This window comes from Microlunatus sp. GCM10028923, from assembly GCF_042666975.1.
In the GTDB taxonomy this organism is placed as follows: Bacteria; Actinomycetota; Actinomycetes; order Propionibacteriales; family Propionibacteriaceae; genus Microlunatus.
In genome coordinates this window covers 384,623-401,147 of the sequence record NZ_JBHTFF010000004.1, presented here as the reverse complement: position 1 = coordinate 401,147, position 16,525 = coordinate 384,623, and the positions used below count along the sequence as shown (strand labels likewise).

Annotated in this window: 18 protein-coding genes; 11 read left to right on the top strand and 7 right to left on the bottom strand. The window is 71.2% G+C overall.

All coding sequences use genetic code 11. The features are described 5' to 3' along the window. Positions 1 to 42: 42 nt before the first annotated feature. The 6 genes from ACFQU4_RS12130 to ACFQU4_RS12105 are packed head-to-tail and all read left to right on the top strand — an operon-like array spanning position 43 to position 5,758. Complete coding sequence (locus tag ACFQU4_RS12130) at positions 43 to 894, top strand: IclR family transcriptional regulator (RefSeq protein ID WP_377491666.1); 852 nt, start codon at positions 43 to 45, stop codon at positions 892 to 894. A 36-nt stretch (positions 895 to 930) separates the two neighbouring features. Then, the gene (locus tag ACFQU4_RS12125; RefSeq protein WP_377491663.1) at positions 931 to 1,764 is read left to right on the top strand and encodes an amidohydrolase family protein; all 834 of its coding nucleotides are present in this window, start codon (positions 931 to 933) and stop codon (positions 1,762 to 1,764) included. A gap of 2 nt (positions 1,765 to 1,766) precedes the next feature. Continuing rightward, entirely contained in the window at positions 1,767 to 2,780 is a 1,014-nt protein-coding gene (locus ACFQU4_RS12120) for a Gfo/Idh/MocA family protein (protein ID WP_377491660.1), read from the top strand. After that, complete coding sequence (locus tag ACFQU4_RS12115) at positions 2,777 to 3,313, top strand: hypothetical protein (RefSeq protein WP_377491657.1); 537 nt, start codon at positions 2,777 to 2,779, stop codon at positions 3,311 to 3,313. The genes ACFQU4_RS12120 and ACFQU4_RS12115 overlap by 4 nt, the downstream gene beginning before the upstream one ends. 2 nt (positions 3,314 to 3,315) lie before the next feature. After that, a complete protein-coding gene (locus tag ACFQU4_RS12110; protein ID WP_377491654.1) occupies positions 3,316 to 4,182 on the top strand; it encodes a fumarylacetoacetate hydrolase family protein in 867 nt (288 codons plus the stop codon). Between the two features lie 7 nt (positions 4,183 to 4,189). Next, a complete protein-coding gene (locus ACFQU4_RS12105) occupies positions 4,190 to 5,758 on the top strand; it encodes an amidohydrolase family protein (protein ID WP_377491651.1) in 1,569 nt (522 codons plus the stop codon). Here ACFQU4_RS12105 and ACFQU4_RS12100 read toward each other — a convergent pair. Next, positions 5,742 to 6,032, bottom strand: coding sequence for a GNAT family N-acetyltransferase (locus ACFQU4_RS12100; RefSeq protein ID WP_377491648.1), 291 nt, complete (start codon positions 6,030 to 6,032; stop codon positions 5,742 to 5,744). The genes ACFQU4_RS12105 and ACFQU4_RS12100 overlap by 17 nt on opposite strands. Before the next feature lie 43 nt (positions 6,033 to 6,075). Here ACFQU4_RS12100 and ACFQU4_RS12095 point away from each other — a divergent pair, with 43 nt between their 5' ends. After that, the gene (locus tag ACFQU4_RS12095) at positions 6,076 to 6,804 is read left to right on the top strand and encodes a hypothetical protein (RefSeq protein ID WP_377491645.1); all 729 of its coding nucleotides are present in this window, start codon (positions 6,076 to 6,078) and stop codon (positions 6,802 to 6,804) included. Positions 6,805 to 6,901: 97 nt separating this feature from the next. After that, positions 6,902 to 7,510: a dihydrofolate reductase family protein gene (locus ACFQU4_RS12090; RefSeq protein WP_377491642.1), complete on the top strand. Its 609-nt coding sequence runs from the start codon at positions 6,902 to 6,904 to the stop codon at positions 7,508 to 7,510. Positions 7,511 to 7,525: 15 nt separating this feature from the next. Here ACFQU4_RS12090 and ACFQU4_RS12085 read toward each other — a convergent pair whose 3' ends face one another. Beyond that, a complete protein-coding gene (locus ACFQU4_RS12085; RefSeq protein ID WP_377491639.1) occupies positions 7,526 to 8,236 on the bottom strand; it encodes a phosphotransferase in 711 nt (236 codons plus the stop codon). Between the two features lie 177 nt (positions 8,237 to 8,413). Here ACFQU4_RS12085 and ACFQU4_RS12080 point away from each other — a divergent pair, with 177 nt between their 5' ends. Continuing rightward, the gene (locus ACFQU4_RS12080) at positions 8,414 to 9,910 is read left to right on the top strand and encodes a DUF222 domain-containing protein (protein ID WP_377491636.1); all 1,497 of its coding nucleotides are present in this window, start codon (positions 8,414 to 8,416) and stop codon (positions 9,908 to 9,910) included. A 21-nt stretch (positions 9,911 to 9,931) separates the two neighbouring features. Continuing rightward, positions 9,932 to 10,816 (top strand): hypothetical protein, encoded by an 885-nt coding sequence (locus ACFQU4_RS12075; protein WP_377491633.1) that lies wholly within the window; start codon positions 9,932 to 9,934, stop codon positions 10,814 to 10,816. Here ACFQU4_RS12075 and lhgO read toward each other — a convergent pair. Genes lhgO through ACFQU4_RS12060 form a run of 3 tightly spaced genes read right to left on the bottom strand, consistent with a single transcriptional unit; the run spans position 10,754 to position 13,702 of the window. Beyond that, entirely contained in the window at positions 10,754 to 11,947 is a 1,194-nt protein-coding gene (lhgO, locus tag ACFQU4_RS12070) for an L-2-hydroxyglutarate oxidase (protein ID WP_377491630.1), read from the bottom strand. The two genes, ACFQU4_RS12075 and lhgO, sit on opposite strands and share 63 nt — an antisense overlap. Before the next feature lie 28 nt (positions 11,948 to 11,975). Next, the gene (locus ACFQU4_RS12065) at positions 11,976 to 12,782 is read right to left on the bottom strand and encodes an SDR family NAD(P)-dependent oxidoreductase (RefSeq protein WP_377491627.1); all 807 of its coding nucleotides are present in this window, start codon (positions 12,780 to 12,782) and stop codon (positions 11,976 to 11,978) included. Positions 12,783 to 12,784: 2 nt separating this feature from the next. Beyond that, the gene (locus ACFQU4_RS12060; protein ID WP_377491624.1) at positions 12,785 to 13,702 is read right to left on the bottom strand and encodes an aldo/keto reductase; all 918 of its coding nucleotides are present in this window, start codon (positions 13,700 to 13,702) and stop codon (positions 12,785 to 12,787) included. Between the two features lie 118 nt (positions 13,703 to 13,820). Here ACFQU4_RS12060 and ACFQU4_RS12055 point away from each other — a divergent pair, with 118 nt between their 5' ends. Further along, a complete protein-coding gene (locus ACFQU4_RS12055) occupies positions 13,821 to 14,762 on the top strand; it encodes a hypothetical protein (RefSeq protein ID WP_377491621.1) in 942 nt (313 codons plus the stop codon). Positions 14,763 to 14,768: 6 nt separating this feature from the next. On the opposite strand, the gene ACFQU4_RS12050 is transcribed toward ACFQU4_RS12055, so the two are convergent. Beyond that, positions 14,769 to 15,782, bottom strand: a complete 1,014-nt coding sequence (locus tag ACFQU4_RS12050; RefSeq protein WP_377491618.1) for a sugar-binding transcriptional regulator — start codon at positions 15,780 to 15,782, stop codon at positions 14,769 to 14,771. Positions 15,783 to 15,822: 40 nt separating this feature from the next. Further along, positions 15,823 to 16,488: an aspartate/glutamate racemase family protein gene (locus ACFQU4_RS12045; protein WP_377491616.1), complete on the bottom strand. Its 666-nt coding sequence runs from the start codon at positions 16,486 to 16,488 to the stop codon at positions 15,823 to 15,825. Positions 16,489 to 16,525 lie beyond the last annotated feature (37 nt).

The following is a 16,525-nucleotide window of genomic DNA, read 5'->3' as shown; positions in this document are numbered from 1 at the left end:
ATGCGAACGACCGTCGATTCTCAACGTCAGGAGGGCTGAGTCGTGGCCCGTCATGCCTCATCCGCCAAGCAGCCGGCCCTGGACGACAGCCGTCCGGCCTCGGCGAATTACCACGCGAACGCGCTGGCCCGGGGCCTCGGCCTGATGGAGCAGCTCGCCGCGGCCGACCGGCCGCTGACCCTGAGCGACTTCAACAGTTCCACCAAGCTGCCCAAGAGCACGCTGGTCCGGCTGCTGTCGGTGCTGGTCGAGCTGGAGTATCTGGTACGGATCGACGAGCAGCCGTCGTTCCGGCTCGGGCACAAGGTGCAGCATCTGGCGTCGGCGTACCGGGCGTCGCTGGACATCGCCGACGTCACCGGGCACTACCTCGCCGAGGCGGCGGCCGAGACCGGGCACACCTGCAACCTCGGCGTGCTGGACGGTGATCAGGTGCTGCACCTCTGCGTCGAGGAGCCGGACCGGCCACTGCGGTTCAACGCCGCGCCGGGCTCTCGTGATCATCTGTACTGCACCGGGCTGGGCAAGGTGCTGCTCGCCGGGCTGGACGACGACGACGCGACCCGGCGGCTGCCGGCCGCGCCGTGGGAGGGCTTCACGCCGTCCACGATCACCGAGCTGCCGGACCTGCTGCGGGAGCTGAAGAAGGTCCGCACCCGCGGATACGCGATCGACGACAACGAACGCAGCACCGGCCTGCGCTGCATCGCCGCCGGGATCGAACTGGACGGCTCGGTGCTGGCCGCGGTCAGCCTGTCCGGCCCGGCCGCGGAATTCGGCCCGGCCCGGCAGAAGGAGTACGCCGGCGTCCTCAGCCGGCTCGCCGATGCGCTCCGCCATGATCAGGATTTCGTCGTCGCGATCAGCAATCTGACCGCGCAGCTGCGGGTGTGATCACCACCCCTCCGCACCACAACCGAACAGGAAGCGATGATCGACGTTCACACCCACTGTCACCTCAGCGAGCACTGGGGCCCGGAGTGGGAGACCAACTGGAAGCCCGTCTACGGTCACGACTACGAGGAGAAGTCGCCCGCCGAGTTCGATGCGGCGATGAAGGAGGCCGGCGTCGAGCTCGCGTTCACCTTCGGGTTGCGGGCGACCCGGGCCGGCGTGGACACACCGAACGAGTACGTCGAGTGGTTCTGCGCCAACACCGAGACCCCGACCCTCGGCTTCATGGCGCTCGACCTCAGCGACGACGACGTTCTTGATCAACTCAACGACGGCGTCGCGCGCGGCCTGGGCGGGATCAAGCTCTATCCGGTGCTGGCGCACTTCGATCCGCGGGACCCGAAGCACGACCCGGTCTACGCGGCGGCGGAGGCGGCCGGACTGATCATCCTCTGGCACATGGGTGCGACGCCGAGCCCGGAGGGCCGGCTCGACATCAGCCAGCCGCTGGTCGTCGACGAGGTCGCCCGGCGGCACCCGGGTCTGAAGCAGATCATCGCGCACATGGGCCACCCGTGGCAGCGCGAGACGATGGTGATCTGCCGGAAGAACCGCAACGTGTTCACCGACGTCTCGGCCAGCTGGCACCGCCCGATGGACGGCTACCTGGCGCTGGCCCGGGCCCAGGAATGGTCCGTGGTGGACAAGCTGCTGTTCGGCTCCGACTACGCACTGTGGACCCCGGCCGACGCGGTCGCCGGGCTGCGCTCGATGGCCGCGACCCGGATCGAAGGGATGCCGGAGATCAAGAAGGAAACGCTGGAGTGGCTGCTGGACGGCGATCCGCGGCCGGCACTGGGGCTGGCGTGATCATGAGCGAACCCACCAGAGTCATCGTCGTCGGCTCGGGCTTCATCGCCGGCGAACACCTGTCCGCCCTGGAACAGTTGCCGGACGCCGAGGTGGCCGGCATCGTCGATCTCGATCCCGGTCGCGCCGCCGCCGCGGCGAAGTCGGCCGGCGGGGTGCCGTGGGCTGTTGATCTTGGTACGGCGATCGCCGACTGGTCGGCCGACGCGGCGATCGTCTGCACGCCGAACCACAGCCACCCGGCGATCGGGAAGCTCCTGGCCGACGCCGGCGTGCACGCCCTGATCGAGAAGCCGCTGGCGATCACGTCGGCCGACGCGGCCGAGCTGGTCACCCTGTTCGAGGACCGCGGGCTGGTGCTGTCGGCCGCGCACACGCACCGCTACGCCCCGTACGCGCGGGCGGTCCGGCAGGCCATCGTCGACGGTGCCGTCGGCCGCCCGCTGCAGGCCCGGATCACCCTGCTCGGCGGCTGGATCTGGGGCGACTGGCGGAACTGGCAGATCGACCGCAGCCGGTCCGGCGGACACGCGCTGCACAACGGCGTCCACCTGCTCGACCTGGTCACCTGGTGGCTCGGCGACACCCCGACCCACCTGCATGCGCACGGCCGGAAGCGGGCCGCCGCCGACCTCGAGGTGCACGACTACCTGATGATCACCGTCGGCTACGCGTCCGGCGCGTCCGCCGTCTGCGAGATGAGCCGGGCCAACCAACCGCGCGGCATCGGCTACCGGGAGGTGTTCGTGCAGGGCGACGGCGGGACGCTGCGACTGCCCTGGGACAACGAGGGACTGCTGTCCTGGGGCCACGACGGGACCCGCTCGGTGCCGGCCGGGCCGAGCCCGTTCCTGGCCCAGGCCCGGACCTGGCTGGCCGCGGTCCGCGGTGATCAACTCGAGGAGGAGCCGGTGACCGGCCGGACCGGGCTGGCCGCGGTCGTCCTCGGCGACGCCGCGGAACGCTCCCTGGCGAGCGGGACCATGATCAGTCTCGAAGGTGAGGGGGCGCGATGAGCGGGTTGCTGGTGCGGACCTCTCCCGGGGTTCAGCGGGTCGCCGCGGCGGTCCTCCGCGGGGACCTGGGATTGCCCTGGTCGGTGCAGGCCGAACTGGTGCGGCGGGGCCCCGGCGACGAGACGCTGGGCGGGTTGCTGGCCGGGGCGGTGGACGCCGTCCGGTCCGTGCTCGGCCTCGGAGTGCGTACGGTCTCGGCACGATCCACCGGCCCGCTGGACGATGATCACGGGGTGCTGACCGCGACGCTGATCTTCGAGCACGAGGTCGGCGCGTCGATCGCGGTGAGCCGGATCGCCACGCCCGGACTGGACGAGGCCCGGCTCCGGGTGATGGGCAACGAGGGCGTGCTGGCGGCCGACCTGACCCGGCCGGCCGTGCTGATCGACGGCGGTGCCCGGTTGATCGGGTACGGCCCGCCGCCCGCCGAGCCGGTGCTGGAACCGGCCCACGCCGAGGCGGTGGCCGGGGTCGTCGACGCGGTCCGCCGGTCGATCACGGAGAATGCCGTCATCAACCTGGAAGGATCCTGATCATGCGATTCGTCACCTACCGCCGGGACGGCGAGCTCTACCACGGCCGACTGGCCGGTGATCATCTCGAGTCCGGGGTGATTGAACTCGGGTCGGGCGACTTGCTCGGCGTTCTGGAGGGGGAGGGGCTGGCCGCGGCCGGTCAGCGGTCCGGCCCGGAGCGGTCGGCGGCGGAGATCACGCTGACCTCGCCGCTGCTGCGGCCGCCGAAACTGCTGGCCGTCGCCGCCAACTACGCCGACCACATCAAGGAGGGCGGCGGCACCCCGATGAACCCGGCGCGGGCCACGCCGCGCCTGTTCCTCAAGCCGTCGACGGCGATCACGGGGCCGTACGACCCGATCACGCTGCCCTCGATCTCCACCCGGAACGACTGGGAGGTGGAGCTGGCGGTGGTGATCGGCGAGCGCTGCCGCGACGTGCCGCTCGACCGTGCGCTGGACGTGGTGGCCGGCTACGTGACCGCGAACGACGTGTCGGCGCGCAAGATCGAGCCCGGCTTCGAGCGGGACGAGGAGCACGCCCATCCGTTCTTCGACTGGCTGCTCGGCAAGTGGCCGGACGGGTTCGCGCCGCTCGGACCGTACCTGGTCACGGCCGACGAGGTGCCCGACCCGCAGGATCTGGAGCTGGTGCTCGAGGTCGACGGCACGGTACGGCAGCAGGGCTCGACCAAGGACATGATCTTCGGCGTCGCCGAGCTGATCGCGTTCGCGTCATCCGTGATGACCCTGGAGCCGGGCGACGTGATCGAGACCGGAACGCCGGAAGGCACCGGCGTCGCGATCGGTGTCTTCCTCAAGCCCGGCGAGGTGATGACCGCCCGGGTCGGCAACCTCGGCGAGCAGCGGACTCCGATCGAAGGCTGAGCCGGGGATGATCTTGGACGGGGTGATCGTCGGCGGCCTGGTCGTCGACGGCACGGTCGTCGACGGGGCAGCGGCGGAGCGTCGCCGGGCCGATGTCGGCTGGCGGGACGGCCGGATCGTCGCCGTCGGTGATCTTGCCGGGGCGTCGGCCGACGTACTGATCGACGCGGACGGGCTGGTCGTCGCGCCCGGGTTCGTCGACCTGCACGGGCACTCCGACCTGTCGATCCTTGATCATCCCGCCGGCACCAGCAAGATCAGGCAGGGCGTGACCACCGAGGTCGCCGGCAACTGCGGCCTCGCCGTCGCCCCGGTCGCGGCCGACGCGGTGGCCGGTGTCCGCGGGCTGCTCGGCATCGTCGAGGTGCCGGAGGTGGGCTGGGCCTGGTCCGGCGTCGGCGAGTACCTGGCCGAGGTCGAGCAGCACCGGCCGAACCTCCGGATCGCCTTGCTGGCCGGGCATCTGGCGATCCGGGCCTCGGCCGTCGGTCTTGATCAACGGCCGCCGAGCCCCGAGGAACTGGCCGCGATGTGCGGCCTGGTGCAGCAGGCGCTGGACCAGGGCGCGGTCGGGCTGTCGCTCGGCCTGATGTATCCGCCGAGTGCGTACGCGAGCGTCGAGGAGCTGACCGCGCTGGCCGGGGTGGTGGCTCGCAACGACGCACTGCTGACCGTCCACATGCGCGACTACGGCGGCGGGCTGCTGGACGCCGTTCGGGAGGCCCTGACGGTCGCCGAACGGTCCGGCTGCCGGCTGCAGATCTCCCACCTCACCGTGGCCGGCCGGCGCAACTGGGGCTCGGTGCCCGCGGCCCTGGCCGAGATCGACGCGGCCGCCGAGGCCGGGGTGGACGTCGCGGTGGACTGCTATCCGTACCTGGCCGGCAGCACCAACCTGTCCCAGCTGGCGCCGCGCTGGGCCATGGACGGGGGACAGGCGGGGCTGCACGCAAGGCTCGCCGATCCGGAGGTCCGGACCAAGATCATCGAGGAGATGACCGATCCGGCCGTCGGCTGGGACGAGATCCTGCTCGGCCTGATGCCGGGACGGCCCGAGCTGGCCGGCCGAACCGTGGCGGACGTTGCGGCCGGGACCGGGCAGTCGCCGGCCGCGGCGGCCGTCGAGCTGCTGGCCGTCGCCGACCCGTCGATCATCGCCTTCGGCCGCTCCGAAGCTGATCTTCGCGCGGTGCTGACGCACCGGCTGAGCATGATCGGCTCCGACGGCCTTGCGGTCGACCCGGACCGGCGCGATCGCGGACTGCCGCACCCGCGTTACTTCGGTGCCTACCCGGGGCTCTTCCAGCGGTACGTGCGCGAGGAATCCCTGCTCGGCCTGGAAGACGCCGTCCGCCGCTGCACCTCGGCGCCCGCCGACCGGGCCGGGCTGTCAGACCGCGGCCGGATCGTGCCCGGGCTGCTGGCCGATCTGGTGATCTTCGACCCGGACACGATCACCGAACGCTCCACGTACCTCGATCCCTGGGCCGCCCCGGAGGGCATCGCCCGGGTCCTGGTCGGCGGCCGTACCGTCGCGGTGGACGGCGTTGTCGAGCCGGTCAGCGCGCCGCTGTGATCACGCTGTAGCTCAGCACCGGAAGGCTTCGGCCGGGAATCGAGCCCGAGGCCACCTCGCCGACCCGTACCGCACCCATGGCGAGATAGAAGCCCTCCGCCAGCGGCTCCGCCTCGATCGTGAGCGTCCGGAAGCCGAGGCCGCGCGCCGTCATAATCGCGTGCTCGAAGAGCCGACGGCCCAGGCCGGTACCGATCGATGCGGGCATCAGCCAGAGGTTGCCCAGCAACCCCGCCTCGTCCGGCCGCGCCGGCCGCATCACCACCGTGTCCACCGAACCCATGATTTCTTTGGATCGGAGGGGTTATCGTCTCGGGATGATCGACGAAGCTCAAGTGAACGACGCGCTCGCGGCGGCTCGAGCGGCGCACGCCGCGGCCACCGAGGCCCTGGCCCGAGCCGAGGCCGCCGCGGAGGCGGCCGGGATCAAGATCGACAGCCCGGCTCCCGAGCTGCGGGTGCAGCGGATCAGGGTCGTCGAACCCGACGGTCGGACCCGGATGATCATCGGCAACTCGACGATGTCCCGGACCGCCCCGATCCGCGGCCGGGACGTCGAACACTCGGGCCGCCCCGCCTTCGGCGGGATCCTGTTCTGCAACGACGAGGGAACCGAGGCCGGCGGGCTGGTCTACACCGGCGGGACGGTCGACGGAGTGCCGCGACAGATGGGCTTCTGGACCGTGGACGACTTCGAGCAGAACGAGGGCTTCCGCCTCGGCGCCGCGCAGGAGGGCGAGCTCCGGACCAAGTGGATCGAGTTCGCCGACCAGCCGTTCTTCTCGGTCGCCGACTTCACCGAGGAGGTGGAAGGCAAGACCGAAGCCGAACGGGACGCCATCGCGCAGCGTTATTGGTCCGAAGGCGTCGACGGCAACGGCATTCTGCGGATGCGGCTGTCCCGCGAGACCGACGGCACGGTGGCGCTCTTGATGTGTGACGCCGAGGGAACCGAGCGGATCAGGATCGCGGTGACCGCCGGCGGCGCGGCCACGATCGCGACCACCGCGGACGACGGGACCGTCAGCTCCCTGATCCCGGGCTAACCGGCGAAGGCCGACCTGTCAGATCCGCAGGATGAGGGCGATGAGTTTTGGGCTCCCGGCCGGTCCAAGCTCATAGACCCTGGGAAAGGACACCGTCATGTCGGAACTCCTCGTCGACTTCATCACCTCGCTGGACGGCTACGCCTCCGGAGAGGGCTGGCCCGGCTTCTGGGGCCTCGAGGGTCCGGAGTACCTCGCCTGGCTCGGTGAGCAGCCGACGGCCACCTATCTGATGGGGGCGACCACGTACCGCCTGATGTCCGGCTTCGCCGCCGGCAACCTTCCGGGAGGCGTGGACGAGTTCCGGCCCGAGGAAGAGGAATCCGTCGACGAGCTCACCCAGGCGACCAAGGTGGTGTTCTCCTCCACGCTCGAGGCGCCACTGACCTGGGCCAACTCCACCCTCGTCCGCGACGACGCCGTCGAGGCCGTCCGCGCCATGAAGGCGAACGGCACCGGGCTGCTCAGCACGATCGGCAGCCTCAGCCTGTGCCGGTCCCTGCTGCGAGCCGGACTCGTCGACCGCTTCCGGGTCGGGATGTTCCCGGTGATCACCGGCGCCACCGGCGAAGAACGCATCTACGACGGCTACCCGGACGTCGCCCTGGAGATGATCGATCACCGCACCTTCGACGGCGGCATCCAGCTGGTCGAGTACAAGCCCCGCGTCCTCGAGCACCCGCCGCTCGCCGCGCCCCAGACCTGACACTGGCAGGGTGGGCTAGCCCGGTCGGGCGAGGCGGGCAGCGATGGCCGGGGCCATCTCGCGCAGCCAGGAGCCGGCGCGCGTCAGTACGTCACGACCGCCCTGTTCCCAGTCCTTGCGCAACCTGGGATCCAGCTCGGCGGAGGCGCGGGAATCCTCGTGATAGCGGCGCGCGAGGTCGACGGCCAGGGGCGTCAGTTCCGCTCGCTGCCGCGCCGTCATGCCGTAGGCGTCGGCGAACACCTCGATCCGGTGCACGAGGTCGGCATTCGCCAGTGCTGGTGGCCGGTCCCGGGGATGGGCCCACTTGAGGGGTGCCCAGAACCACAGCGCGTTCGCGAGGTCGTAGAGGCGGGTGGTCGGCCTGGCCAGGTCGAAGTCGATCAACGCCGTGGGCAGACCGTCGCGGAAGATCACGTTGCCGGTGGCATAGTCGCGATGGCTGACCAACTCGGAATGCCCGGCGATCGGTCCCTGACTGGCAGCCGACCCGCCCCACACCGCGCCGGCGGGCGGTACCCACCCGGCCGACGCCTCGTGCAGGGCACGGATCAGCCGAGCCAGCGCGACGAGGACATCGTCCCCCGCCACCTCCGCCGGCAGCGGGTGCCGATGCACCACACCGGGGACGTACGACAGCATCTCGCGACCCTGCTCATCGATGCCGAGCGGGAGTGGCGCGCCGGTGAATCCGGCATCGCGCAGGTGACCCAGGTAGGCCTGCACGGTCAGACTGAACGGCCGCAGGGGTCGCCGCACCGTGTCCCCGATCCGAACGATCCCTTGCGTGGCGCTCCCTCCGGTCAGAGGCTCACCTTCGCTCATACCGCAGCAACCTAGCGTCGCCGGGCCGTGGTGATCGACCGACCCGGAGTGTCAGTGGCGCGGCATAGAATCGAACACATGTTCGGGTCGGAGACTATCGAGGACGGTGCGGCAGCCGGCATCCTGAAGGGTGCCGAGGCGGCGTACCGTGCCCGGATCGCGGCCGAGAACGAGCTGCTCTGCTGGGCCGTCGCGTGGGCCGATGCCTGGCCGGCGGAGTCGATCCATGGGGATCAGCTGCGGCTGGACGGCGGGGCGCGGGGTGTGCGTCCGGGAGGCGACGGGACGCCCGAGGTCAACGATCTTGCGGTGGCCACGTTCGGGGCCAAGATCGACAAGGGCTACGTCGCGACGCTCGGCTTCTTCGGGGACGCGCTCGATCTGCGGGATCGGCTGCCTGGGCTCTGGGCCAAGATCATCAGCGGCCACCTGATCGGTTGGCAGGGCTGCAAGGTGGCGCGGATGACCCGCACGCTGACCTTCGAACAAGCCCGGGTCGTCGATGCCGAGGTTGTCGATCATGCGGGGCTGGTGCCGTGGCCGAAGCTCGAGCGGCTGGTGCAGGCGGTGATCATCCGGGTCGACGGCGAGCGGATCGAGCGGGAAGCGGCCGAGGCCCGGCGGAAGCGCGGCGTCTGGCTGTCGCAAACCGATGAGTACGGGCTGAAGGGGATCCACGGTCGGCTGACGCCGCCGGAGGCGATCAGGGTCTACGCCCGGATCCAGGAGATCGCCTCCTGCCTTCCGGTGGATACGGCGACGGCCGACGAGCGCCGCGCCGATGCGATGGCGATGCTTGCCGGCGAGTTGCAGGCCACCGAACTCGTCGCCCGGACCCGGCAGCCCGACCTGTTCGACCTCGACCTGGAGTCGGCCGTGCGGCCGGTGGCCGGCGAGGATCCCGACCGTGTCGTGGAGGAGTCCGAGATCCATCCGTCGCTCCGAGATCGGCCGGCCGGCCCCGGCCCGGAGTCTGCGATCTTCAGGGCCGCCGTCGAGCGGTTGGTCCGCAAGCTCAAGCCGGCCGACCTGCTGGCCAAGGCGACGCTGTTCGTGTACGTCGACGCCGACTCATTGGAACGAGGGACCGGCGTCTGCCGGGTGCCCGGCATCGGGCCGACCGCCCTCGGCGTGGTCAAGGACTGGCTCGGCCACTGCTGCGTGACGGTCCGGCCGGTGATCGATCTCAACGATCCGCCCCCGCCGGTCGACCGCTACGAGATCCCGCGCCGGCACCGACGGCACCTGGCACTCCGGCAACCGGCGAGCAGCTTTCCGTGGTCCACGGCCATGGCCGGGCTCGATCTTGATCATGTCCTTCCCTACCTGTCGATGAAGCGCGGTGGGCCGCCCGGTCAGACCGGCCTCGACAGGTTGACGCCGAACTCCCGCACCGAGCACCGGCTGGTGACCCACGGTGGCTGGGGGCGACGACAACCCGAGCCGGGGACGATGGTCTATCGCTCCCCGTACGGTGACGTCTACGTCACCAATCACGCCGGCACCCACAACCTCGGGTCCGGAGACTTCGCCCGGCTCATCTGGGCGGCGGGTACGGGGAGCGCCGCAGCCTGAACCGGCACTAGAGTCGGCGGCATGGCGGACGCACGCGACCTGGTTGATCATCACGTCGAACTGCTGTCGGCCCTGCCGGGCGTGCGCGCCGTCCTGCTGGGCGGCAGCCTCGCCCGGGATGCGGCCGACCGCTGGAGCGATCTCGATCTCATGATCGTCGCCGCCGACGGCGTCGCTCCGGCCGACCTCGCCGATGCCGCGCTGGCTGCCGTCACCGGGGCCGACGAACCGCTGCTGGTGATCCGCCGGGAGAGTGATCACCACTGCCTGCTCAACCTGGTGCTGCCACCGTGGACCAGGGTCGACCTCAGTGTCACCGACGATCAGCGCCCGGGCGGACCGCGAATGCCGCTCCGCCAGGTGTACGGGGAGCCGCTCGACCTCACGCCGCCACCCGGAGACACGGCCGTTGATCTTGACGGCGCAGCGGCGGTGATCACCCAGTTTGTCCGCGTCTACGGCCTGCTCCCGGTGGTGCTGGGTCGGGACGACCTGGTCACCTCGGTGCAGGGCTGCCACCTGATCTGGGGCGAGCTGGTCAAGCTGTGTCTCCTCATCGACCCCGAAACCGGCCGGATGGGCGCCTTGTCGAAGGCTCAGCGGATCCTGCCGGAACACCGCGACCTGCTCCTGGCGCTGCCGGCCATCGCACCCGACCGGCGGACGATCCTCGCCTTCCACGAGGCCGCCTGGTCCGCCCTGCTGGCGATCACGGCCTCGGGCCCGTTGGCTGAGGCGGACTGGCCGCCGGAGCGTACGCTGCAGCAACTCCGGTCCTGGCTCCAGCAGACCGTCGGCCTCACCCTCGCGCTCCCGGGCACCACCTCGGGTTCGGGCGACGCCTCAGCCGAGGGCGGTGTCGACGATCTCCCGGGCGATGGCGAGGCTGGCGGTCGCGGCCGGTGAAGGAGCGTTGCGTACGCAGACGACCCGGCCGGCCCGGCTGATCCGGAAGTCGTCGACCAGCGAGCCGTCGGCATCCATCGCCTGGGCGCGGATCCCGGGCGGCGCCGGTTCAAGATCACGCACCCGGAGTTCGGGCAGATAGCGGCGGGCGGCCCGGGCGAACAGGCGCCGGCTGGACGACCCGGCCAGTTCGCGGATCCCGGTGGCCCAGTTCCGGCGCGCGAACCGGCGGAAGCCGGGCCAGCGGACCAGGGACAGAAGTTGATCACCGGCCACGTCGCGACGCCGGTAGCCCTCCCGGGCCAGCGCCAGGACGGCGTTCGGGCCGACCAGCACCCGGCCGTCGACCCGGCGGGTCAGATGCACGCCCAGGAAGGGATAACGCGGATCGGGCACCGGGTAGATCAGGCCGTTGACCAGGTCCGCACGGTCCGCCCGCAGCACGGCGAACTCGCCGCGGAACGGCACGATCACCGGATACTCCTGATCACCGGCGAGCCGGGCCAGCCGGTCGGCCTGCAGCCCGGCGCAGTTGATCACCCGGTGGTAGCCGCCGAGCTCCTCGCCGCCGAAGACCCGGACCTCGTCGCCCACCTCGGTGAAACCGGTCACGGCGATACCGGTCCGCAGCTCGCCGCCGGCGTCGATCACCTCGCCGAGCAGGGCGCGGGTGATCGCGCCGTAGTCGGTGATCGCGGTGGTGGGGGAGTGCAGCCCGGCGATCCCGGCGGCGTGCGGTTCCAGCTCCCGCAGCCCGTCCGCGTCGACCAGCCGTACCCCGGGCACGCCGTTCGCCCGAGCCCGTTCGAAGATCGCCGACATCCGTTCCCGATCTTGGTCGGTCAGGGCGACCAGGACCTTCCCGACCTCCTGGTACGGCAGCCCATGATCATCACAGAACGTCTGCAGCAGGGCGATCCCCGACCGGACCAGCCGCGCCTTCGCCGAGCCGGGCGTGTAGTAGAGCCCGGCATGCACGACGCCGCTGTTGCGCCCGGTCTGGTGCAGGGCCGGCTCGGCCTCCTTCTCGATCACCGTCACCCGGGTCGCCGGATCGCGCAGCAGCAGTTCCCGCGCCACGGCTGCGCCGATGATGCCGGCGCCGATCACGGCCACCCGATTGCCCACCATGCCACCCAGTCTGGCGTACGGACGCGGGCTACCAGGCGGTCCAGCCGCCATCGACCACCAGGTGGGTCCCGGTGACGAAGCTCGCCGATGGCGAGGCGAGGAAGACCACCGCTCCCGCGATCTCGGCAGCCCGGCCGACCCGGCCGAGGGCGGTGCGCCGGCTCAGCCGGTCCAGGAACTCCCCGTGCGCGCCCTGGCCGGCCGGGTTGGGGAACGGGCCCGGGACCACCGCGTTCACGGTGATCCCGTCGGGGCCGAACCGGACCGCCTGGAACCGGACCAGCTGGGCGATCCCGGCCTTGGCCATGCCGTAGTCGACCGGGTTGATCGGCAGCCCGTCCGGGTAGTTCGCCGGGTCCGGGCTGACCATGCCGTACATCGAGCCGAAGAGGATGATCCGCCCGCCGCGCCCCGGGCCGCGTTCCTTCATCACCCGGGCCGCGGCCCGGCTCAGCGCGAGGGATCCGGTCAGGCTGACCCGGTACCCGGCCGCCAGGTCGTCGGCGCCGATCTCGTCATAGCTCTTGCCGCTGTGGAAGGCGGCCAGGTTGACCACGATGTCGAGTCGATCATGGTCCCGGCCGATCTCGGCGGCCTGCGCGTCCACGGCGTCCACGTCGCCGATGTCGAGGCCACGTCCGGAGGCACGAAGCCCTTCGCCGGTCAGGGTCGAGGCCAGGGCCTCCGCCCGGTCCGGCGCGGCGTCGGCGATGATCACCTCGGCGCCGTGTTCGGCCAGCGCCCGGGACACCTCGCTGCCGAGGAGCCCGGCACCGCCGACCACCCAGGCCACCTGCCCGGACAGGTCGAACCGGTGCTGTCGCGGATCGGTCATGATCATCCTTTCCAACGGGACGGATCGACGAGGTCCAGCGGCCCGGCCGGGATGGCCGAGCGGAGCCAGTCGAGCTGGACCGGAGTGAGTGGCGGGCGGGCGGCCAGCCGGGCGGTGTCGGCGACCTGCTCGGCCGAGCGGGCCCCGACCACCACGGCGCCCACCCAGGGATGCCCGAGCACGTACCCGAGGGCAAGATCACGAAGGCTCTCCCGGCCCAGCTCGCGACTGGCGGCACCCAACCGATCGGCCAGGTCGATGGCGTCCCGCCGGCTCGGCCCGGGCCAGTCCCTGGCCAGCGGATCGACCAGGATTCCCTGCAGGTACGTGGATCTGGCCGCGATCATCACCTCCGGCCGGGCGCGGATCGCCGCGACGACGTCCGGCTCGCACCAACGCCGGTCCAGCAGGTTGTACGGCAGCTGGACGTGGCCGAGCCCGTACCCGTCCAGGGCGTCCAGGAGCTCGTCCGGCGCACCGACCGAGACACCCCAGTCGATGATCACGCCGTCGCGACGCAGTGCCTCCAGCACGGCGGCGGCCCGCCCCGACCCGGCCCGCAGATCCCGGGCCCGGTGCAGCAGCACCGTGTCGATCGCGTCGGCTCGCAGCGCCGCGAAGGAGGCCGCCAGGCTCTCCCGGACCGCACGCTCCACGGCAGCCGGGTCGGATCCCTCGTCGAACTCCGCCAAGGGCCTGATCTTGGTGATCACCGCGGGGCCCGGCCGTCCGGTCCGAACGCGCCCGATCACCGCCTCGCTGTCGCCGTAGGCCCGCGCGGTGTCGATCCCGCGGGCACCGGCGGCGACCACGGCCTCGTACCAGGCCTCGGCCTCCGGTGGCGACGGCGGCTCCCGGCGCACCCCGCGTCCGTACGCCTGGCCCAGCTGGGCGGCGCCGATGATCAACCGATCCGACACCCGATGAACGTAGGGAGCGCATCTTTCCATGTCAACGACTGGTCAAGCGGCTTTGCACATTGATACCGTAGTTGCGTTCTGTGAAACTACCGCCCGTTCTGGGCGAAGGAGTTCTGAGATGCCCGAACCACTGATCTGGGCCAATCTGCTGCACCTCAGTTACAACATGTGGCTGGACACTCCGGGGGATTCACCGGTGTCGTACTCGCCGGACCTGCGCTGCGACGACGAGCTCTGGGCCGAACTGACCCAGCGGATGGCGGACGCTGGCTTCACCATGATCGTCATCGATCTCGGCGACGGCATCCAGTACGCGTCGCACCCGGAGATCGCGATCAAGGGGGCCTGGAGCCTCGGTCGGCTGGACGAGGAACTGGGCCGGCTGCGCGGGCTCGGGCTGGAGCCGATCCCGAAGCTCAACTTCAGCGCCTGCCACGACGCCTGGCTCGGCGAGTACTCGAAGATGGTGTCGACCAAGCTCTACTACGAGGTGTGCGCCGACCTGATCGACGAGGTGGCGCAGCTGTTCGACCGGCCGCGGTACTTCCACATCGGCATGGACGAGGAGGCCGCGAGCTACCAGCGGAACATGGAGCTGGCGATCATGCGCCAGCACGACCTCTGGTGGCGAGACCTGCTCCGCTTCGCCGACGCGGTGGACCGGAACGGCTGCCGGCCCTGGATCTGGTCCGATCACGCCTGGCGGCACCCGGAGCCGTACTACGAGAAGATGCCGAAGTCGATCGTGCAGAGCAACTGGTACTACAGCGCTCCGTTCGACTCCGACGAGTCCGGCCGGCCCCGTGAGGTCGAGGGGGATGATCGCTATCTGACCTATCTCGATCTCGATGATCATGGTTACGACCAGATCCCGACCGGCAGCAACTGGACCGTGCCGGAGAACTTCGGGCGGACCGTCGAGTTCTGCACCGAGCGGCTGGATCCCTCACGCCTGCTGGGATTCCTGCAGACGCCGTGGCACCCCACCCTGCCCGAGTTCCGTGATCATCAGCTGGAGGCGATCGACGTCGCCGCGAAGGCGATCAAGAGCGTCTCCTGACCGGAGCTAGGCGTCGACCAGGCGGCGCGCGGTGAAGTGGTCGGTGACCAGGACGTTGATCCAGCCGCCGGCCGCGGCCGCCCGGATCGCGTCCACCTTGCCCGGGCCGCCGGCGACGCCGATCCGGCGCGGTACCGCGCGCAGCTCGTCGGGCCCGATGCCGAGCACCCGGTCGGTGAGCCGGGCGTCGACCAGGTCGCCGGCGGCGTCGAAGAAGTTCAGGCAGACGTCGCCGACGGCGCCGAGCTTGATCAACCGATCAAGATCACGTTGCGGCAGCGCGGTGCCCCAGGCCTCCCGCAGCGGCGACGGCTTGGCCGAGCCGATGCCAACCAGCACCATGGTCAGGCCGCTCCAGGCGGCCACCGCCTCGGCGATGTACGGATCGAGCAGCAGCCCATCCCGGACCGCCTTGCTGGCCACGACTCCCGGCGCGGGCAGATAGACCGGCTCGCCGCCGGTGAGCTGGGACAGCCGGTCGGTCAACCGGGTCGCCCGGACCTGCATCGCCGGGTTGCCGACCGCGCCGAGCGTCTGCACGACGACCTCGGCGCCGCCGGTGGTCACCGGTCCGAGCGCGTCGACCATCGCGAACAGGGACGCCGACCGGGAGGTGATGCCGATCCGCTCGCCGCTGCGCAGGGTGCCCTCGAGATAGCTCGCGGCGGCCGCGCCGAGCGACGACAGCACGCCGGCCTCGCTGTCCGAGGCGGCCTCGGCGACCACGACGTCACGCAGGTCGAAGGTGGTCCGCAGCGCCTGCTCCAGTTCCGGGTAGAGCCCGGGCGGGGAGGCCACCACGGTCCGTACGATGCCGAGCCGGGCCGCCTCCTTGAGCATCCGGGACACCCGCGACTGGGTCATGTTGAGCCGCTCGGCGATCTCCGGCTGCAGCAGGCCCTCTTCGTGATACATCCGGGCGGTCTTGACCACCAGCGACAACCGGCCGACCGCGACCGGCGGCGCCGCGGCCGCCGACGAACTCATCGTCGGCCCTTCGTCCGCTGAGTTCCCGCGCATGCCGGTACGGTAACAGCGCCGGACCTGGCCTTTCGGGAGATCATGGCGTCGCCCGGTCGAGAGTTCCGACGGCCTCCGCCGCCCGCCGGACGCCCAGCTCGGGACTGGTCAGCACGTCGACCTCGACCTGGACGGCAGCGGCCGCACCGGCCATCGACGCCTGGGCCAGCACGATCACGTCGTGCCCCTCGGCCAGCTCGGTGATCGCCGCCCCGACCAGCCGGTCGTGCTCGGCCTGATCGCCCGAACTCACCGCCTGGAACGCCCCGTCGACGACCCGCTCGGTCAGGTCCACCGGCCGCCCGGCCAGCTCGGCGCGCTCCCGCAGCAGGGCGGCGGTCGGGCGGAGCGTGGTCGGCAGGGTGGCGATCACGGCGATCCGGCTCCCGCCGGCCACCGCCCGGTCGGCCATGGCCTCGTCGATCCGCAGCACCGGGACGCCGAGCCGTTGCTGCAGCTCGGCGGCGAAGCCGGAGATCGACGAGCAGGAGAAGACCACCGCGCTGGAGCCGGCGTCGACCGCGGCCCGGCCCAGCGCCTGCAGCCGGTCCGCCACGTGCGTCGCGGCCGCGTCCCGGCCGAGGTCGGCGACGATCTTGTCGTCCAGCAGGTGCTGTACCTCGACGTCCGGCAGGTGGGTCCGGGCCAGCGCGGCGAACGTCGGGATGACGACGGCGCCGGTGTGGATGAAGGCGATGCGGGTCATGATCAACTCCAGGGTCGGTGCTTGACTGCGGAGGGCG

Coding starts and splice junctions, on each gene's coding strand:
- ACFQU4_RS12125 (WP_377491663.1), top strand. CDS start 931: ATGATCGACGTTCACACCCACTGTCACCTCAGCGAGCACTGGGGCCCG.
- ACFQU4_RS12120 (WP_377491660.1), top strand. CDS start 1,767: ATGAGCGAACCCACCAGAGTCATCGTCGTCGGCTCGGGCTTCATCGCC.
- ACFQU4_RS12115 (WP_377491657.1), top strand. CDS start 2,777: ATGAGCGGGTTGCTGGTGCGGACCTCTCCCGGGGTTCAGCGGGTCGCC.
- ACFQU4_RS12110 (WP_377491654.1), top strand. CDS start 3,316: ATGCGATTCGTCACCTACCGCCGGGACGGCGAGCTCTACCACGGCCGA.
- ACFQU4_RS12105 (WP_377491651.1), top strand. CDS start 4,190: ATGATCTTGGACGGGGTGATCGTCGGCGGCCTGGTCGTCGACGGCACG.
- ACFQU4_RS12095 (WP_377491645.1), top strand. CDS start 6,076: ATGATCGACGAAGCTCAAGTGAACGACGCGCTCGCGGCGGCTCGAGCG.
- ACFQU4_RS12090 (WP_377491642.1), top strand. CDS start 6,902: ATGTCGGAACTCCTCGTCGACTTCATCACCTCGCTGGACGGCTACGCC.
- ACFQU4_RS12080 (WP_377491636.1), top strand. CDS start 8,414: ATGTTCGGGTCGGAGACTATCGAGGACGGTGCGGCAGCCGGCATCCTG.
- ACFQU4_RS12075 (WP_377491633.1), top strand. CDS start 9,932: ATGGCGGACGCACGCGACCTGGTTGATCATCACGTCGAACTGCTGTCG.
- lhgO (WP_377491630.1), bottom strand. CDS start 11,947: ATGGTGGGCAATCGGGTGGCCGTGATCGGCGCCGGCATCATCGGCGCA.
- ACFQU4_RS12065 (WP_377491627.1), bottom strand. CDS start 12,782: ATGACCGATCCGCGACAGCACCGGTTCGACCTGTCCGGGCAGGTGGCC.
- ACFQU4_RS12055 (WP_377491621.1), top strand. CDS start 13,821: ATGCCCGAACCACTGATCTGGGCCAATCTGCTGCACCTCAGTTACAAC.
- ACFQU4_RS12050 (WP_377491618.1), bottom strand. CDS start 15,782: ATGCGCGGGAACTCAGCGGACGAAGGGCCGACGATGAGTTCGTCGGCG.
- ACFQU4_RS12045 (WP_377491616.1), bottom strand. CDS start 16,488: ATGACCCGCATCGCCTTCATCCACACCGGCGCCGTCGTCATCCCGACG.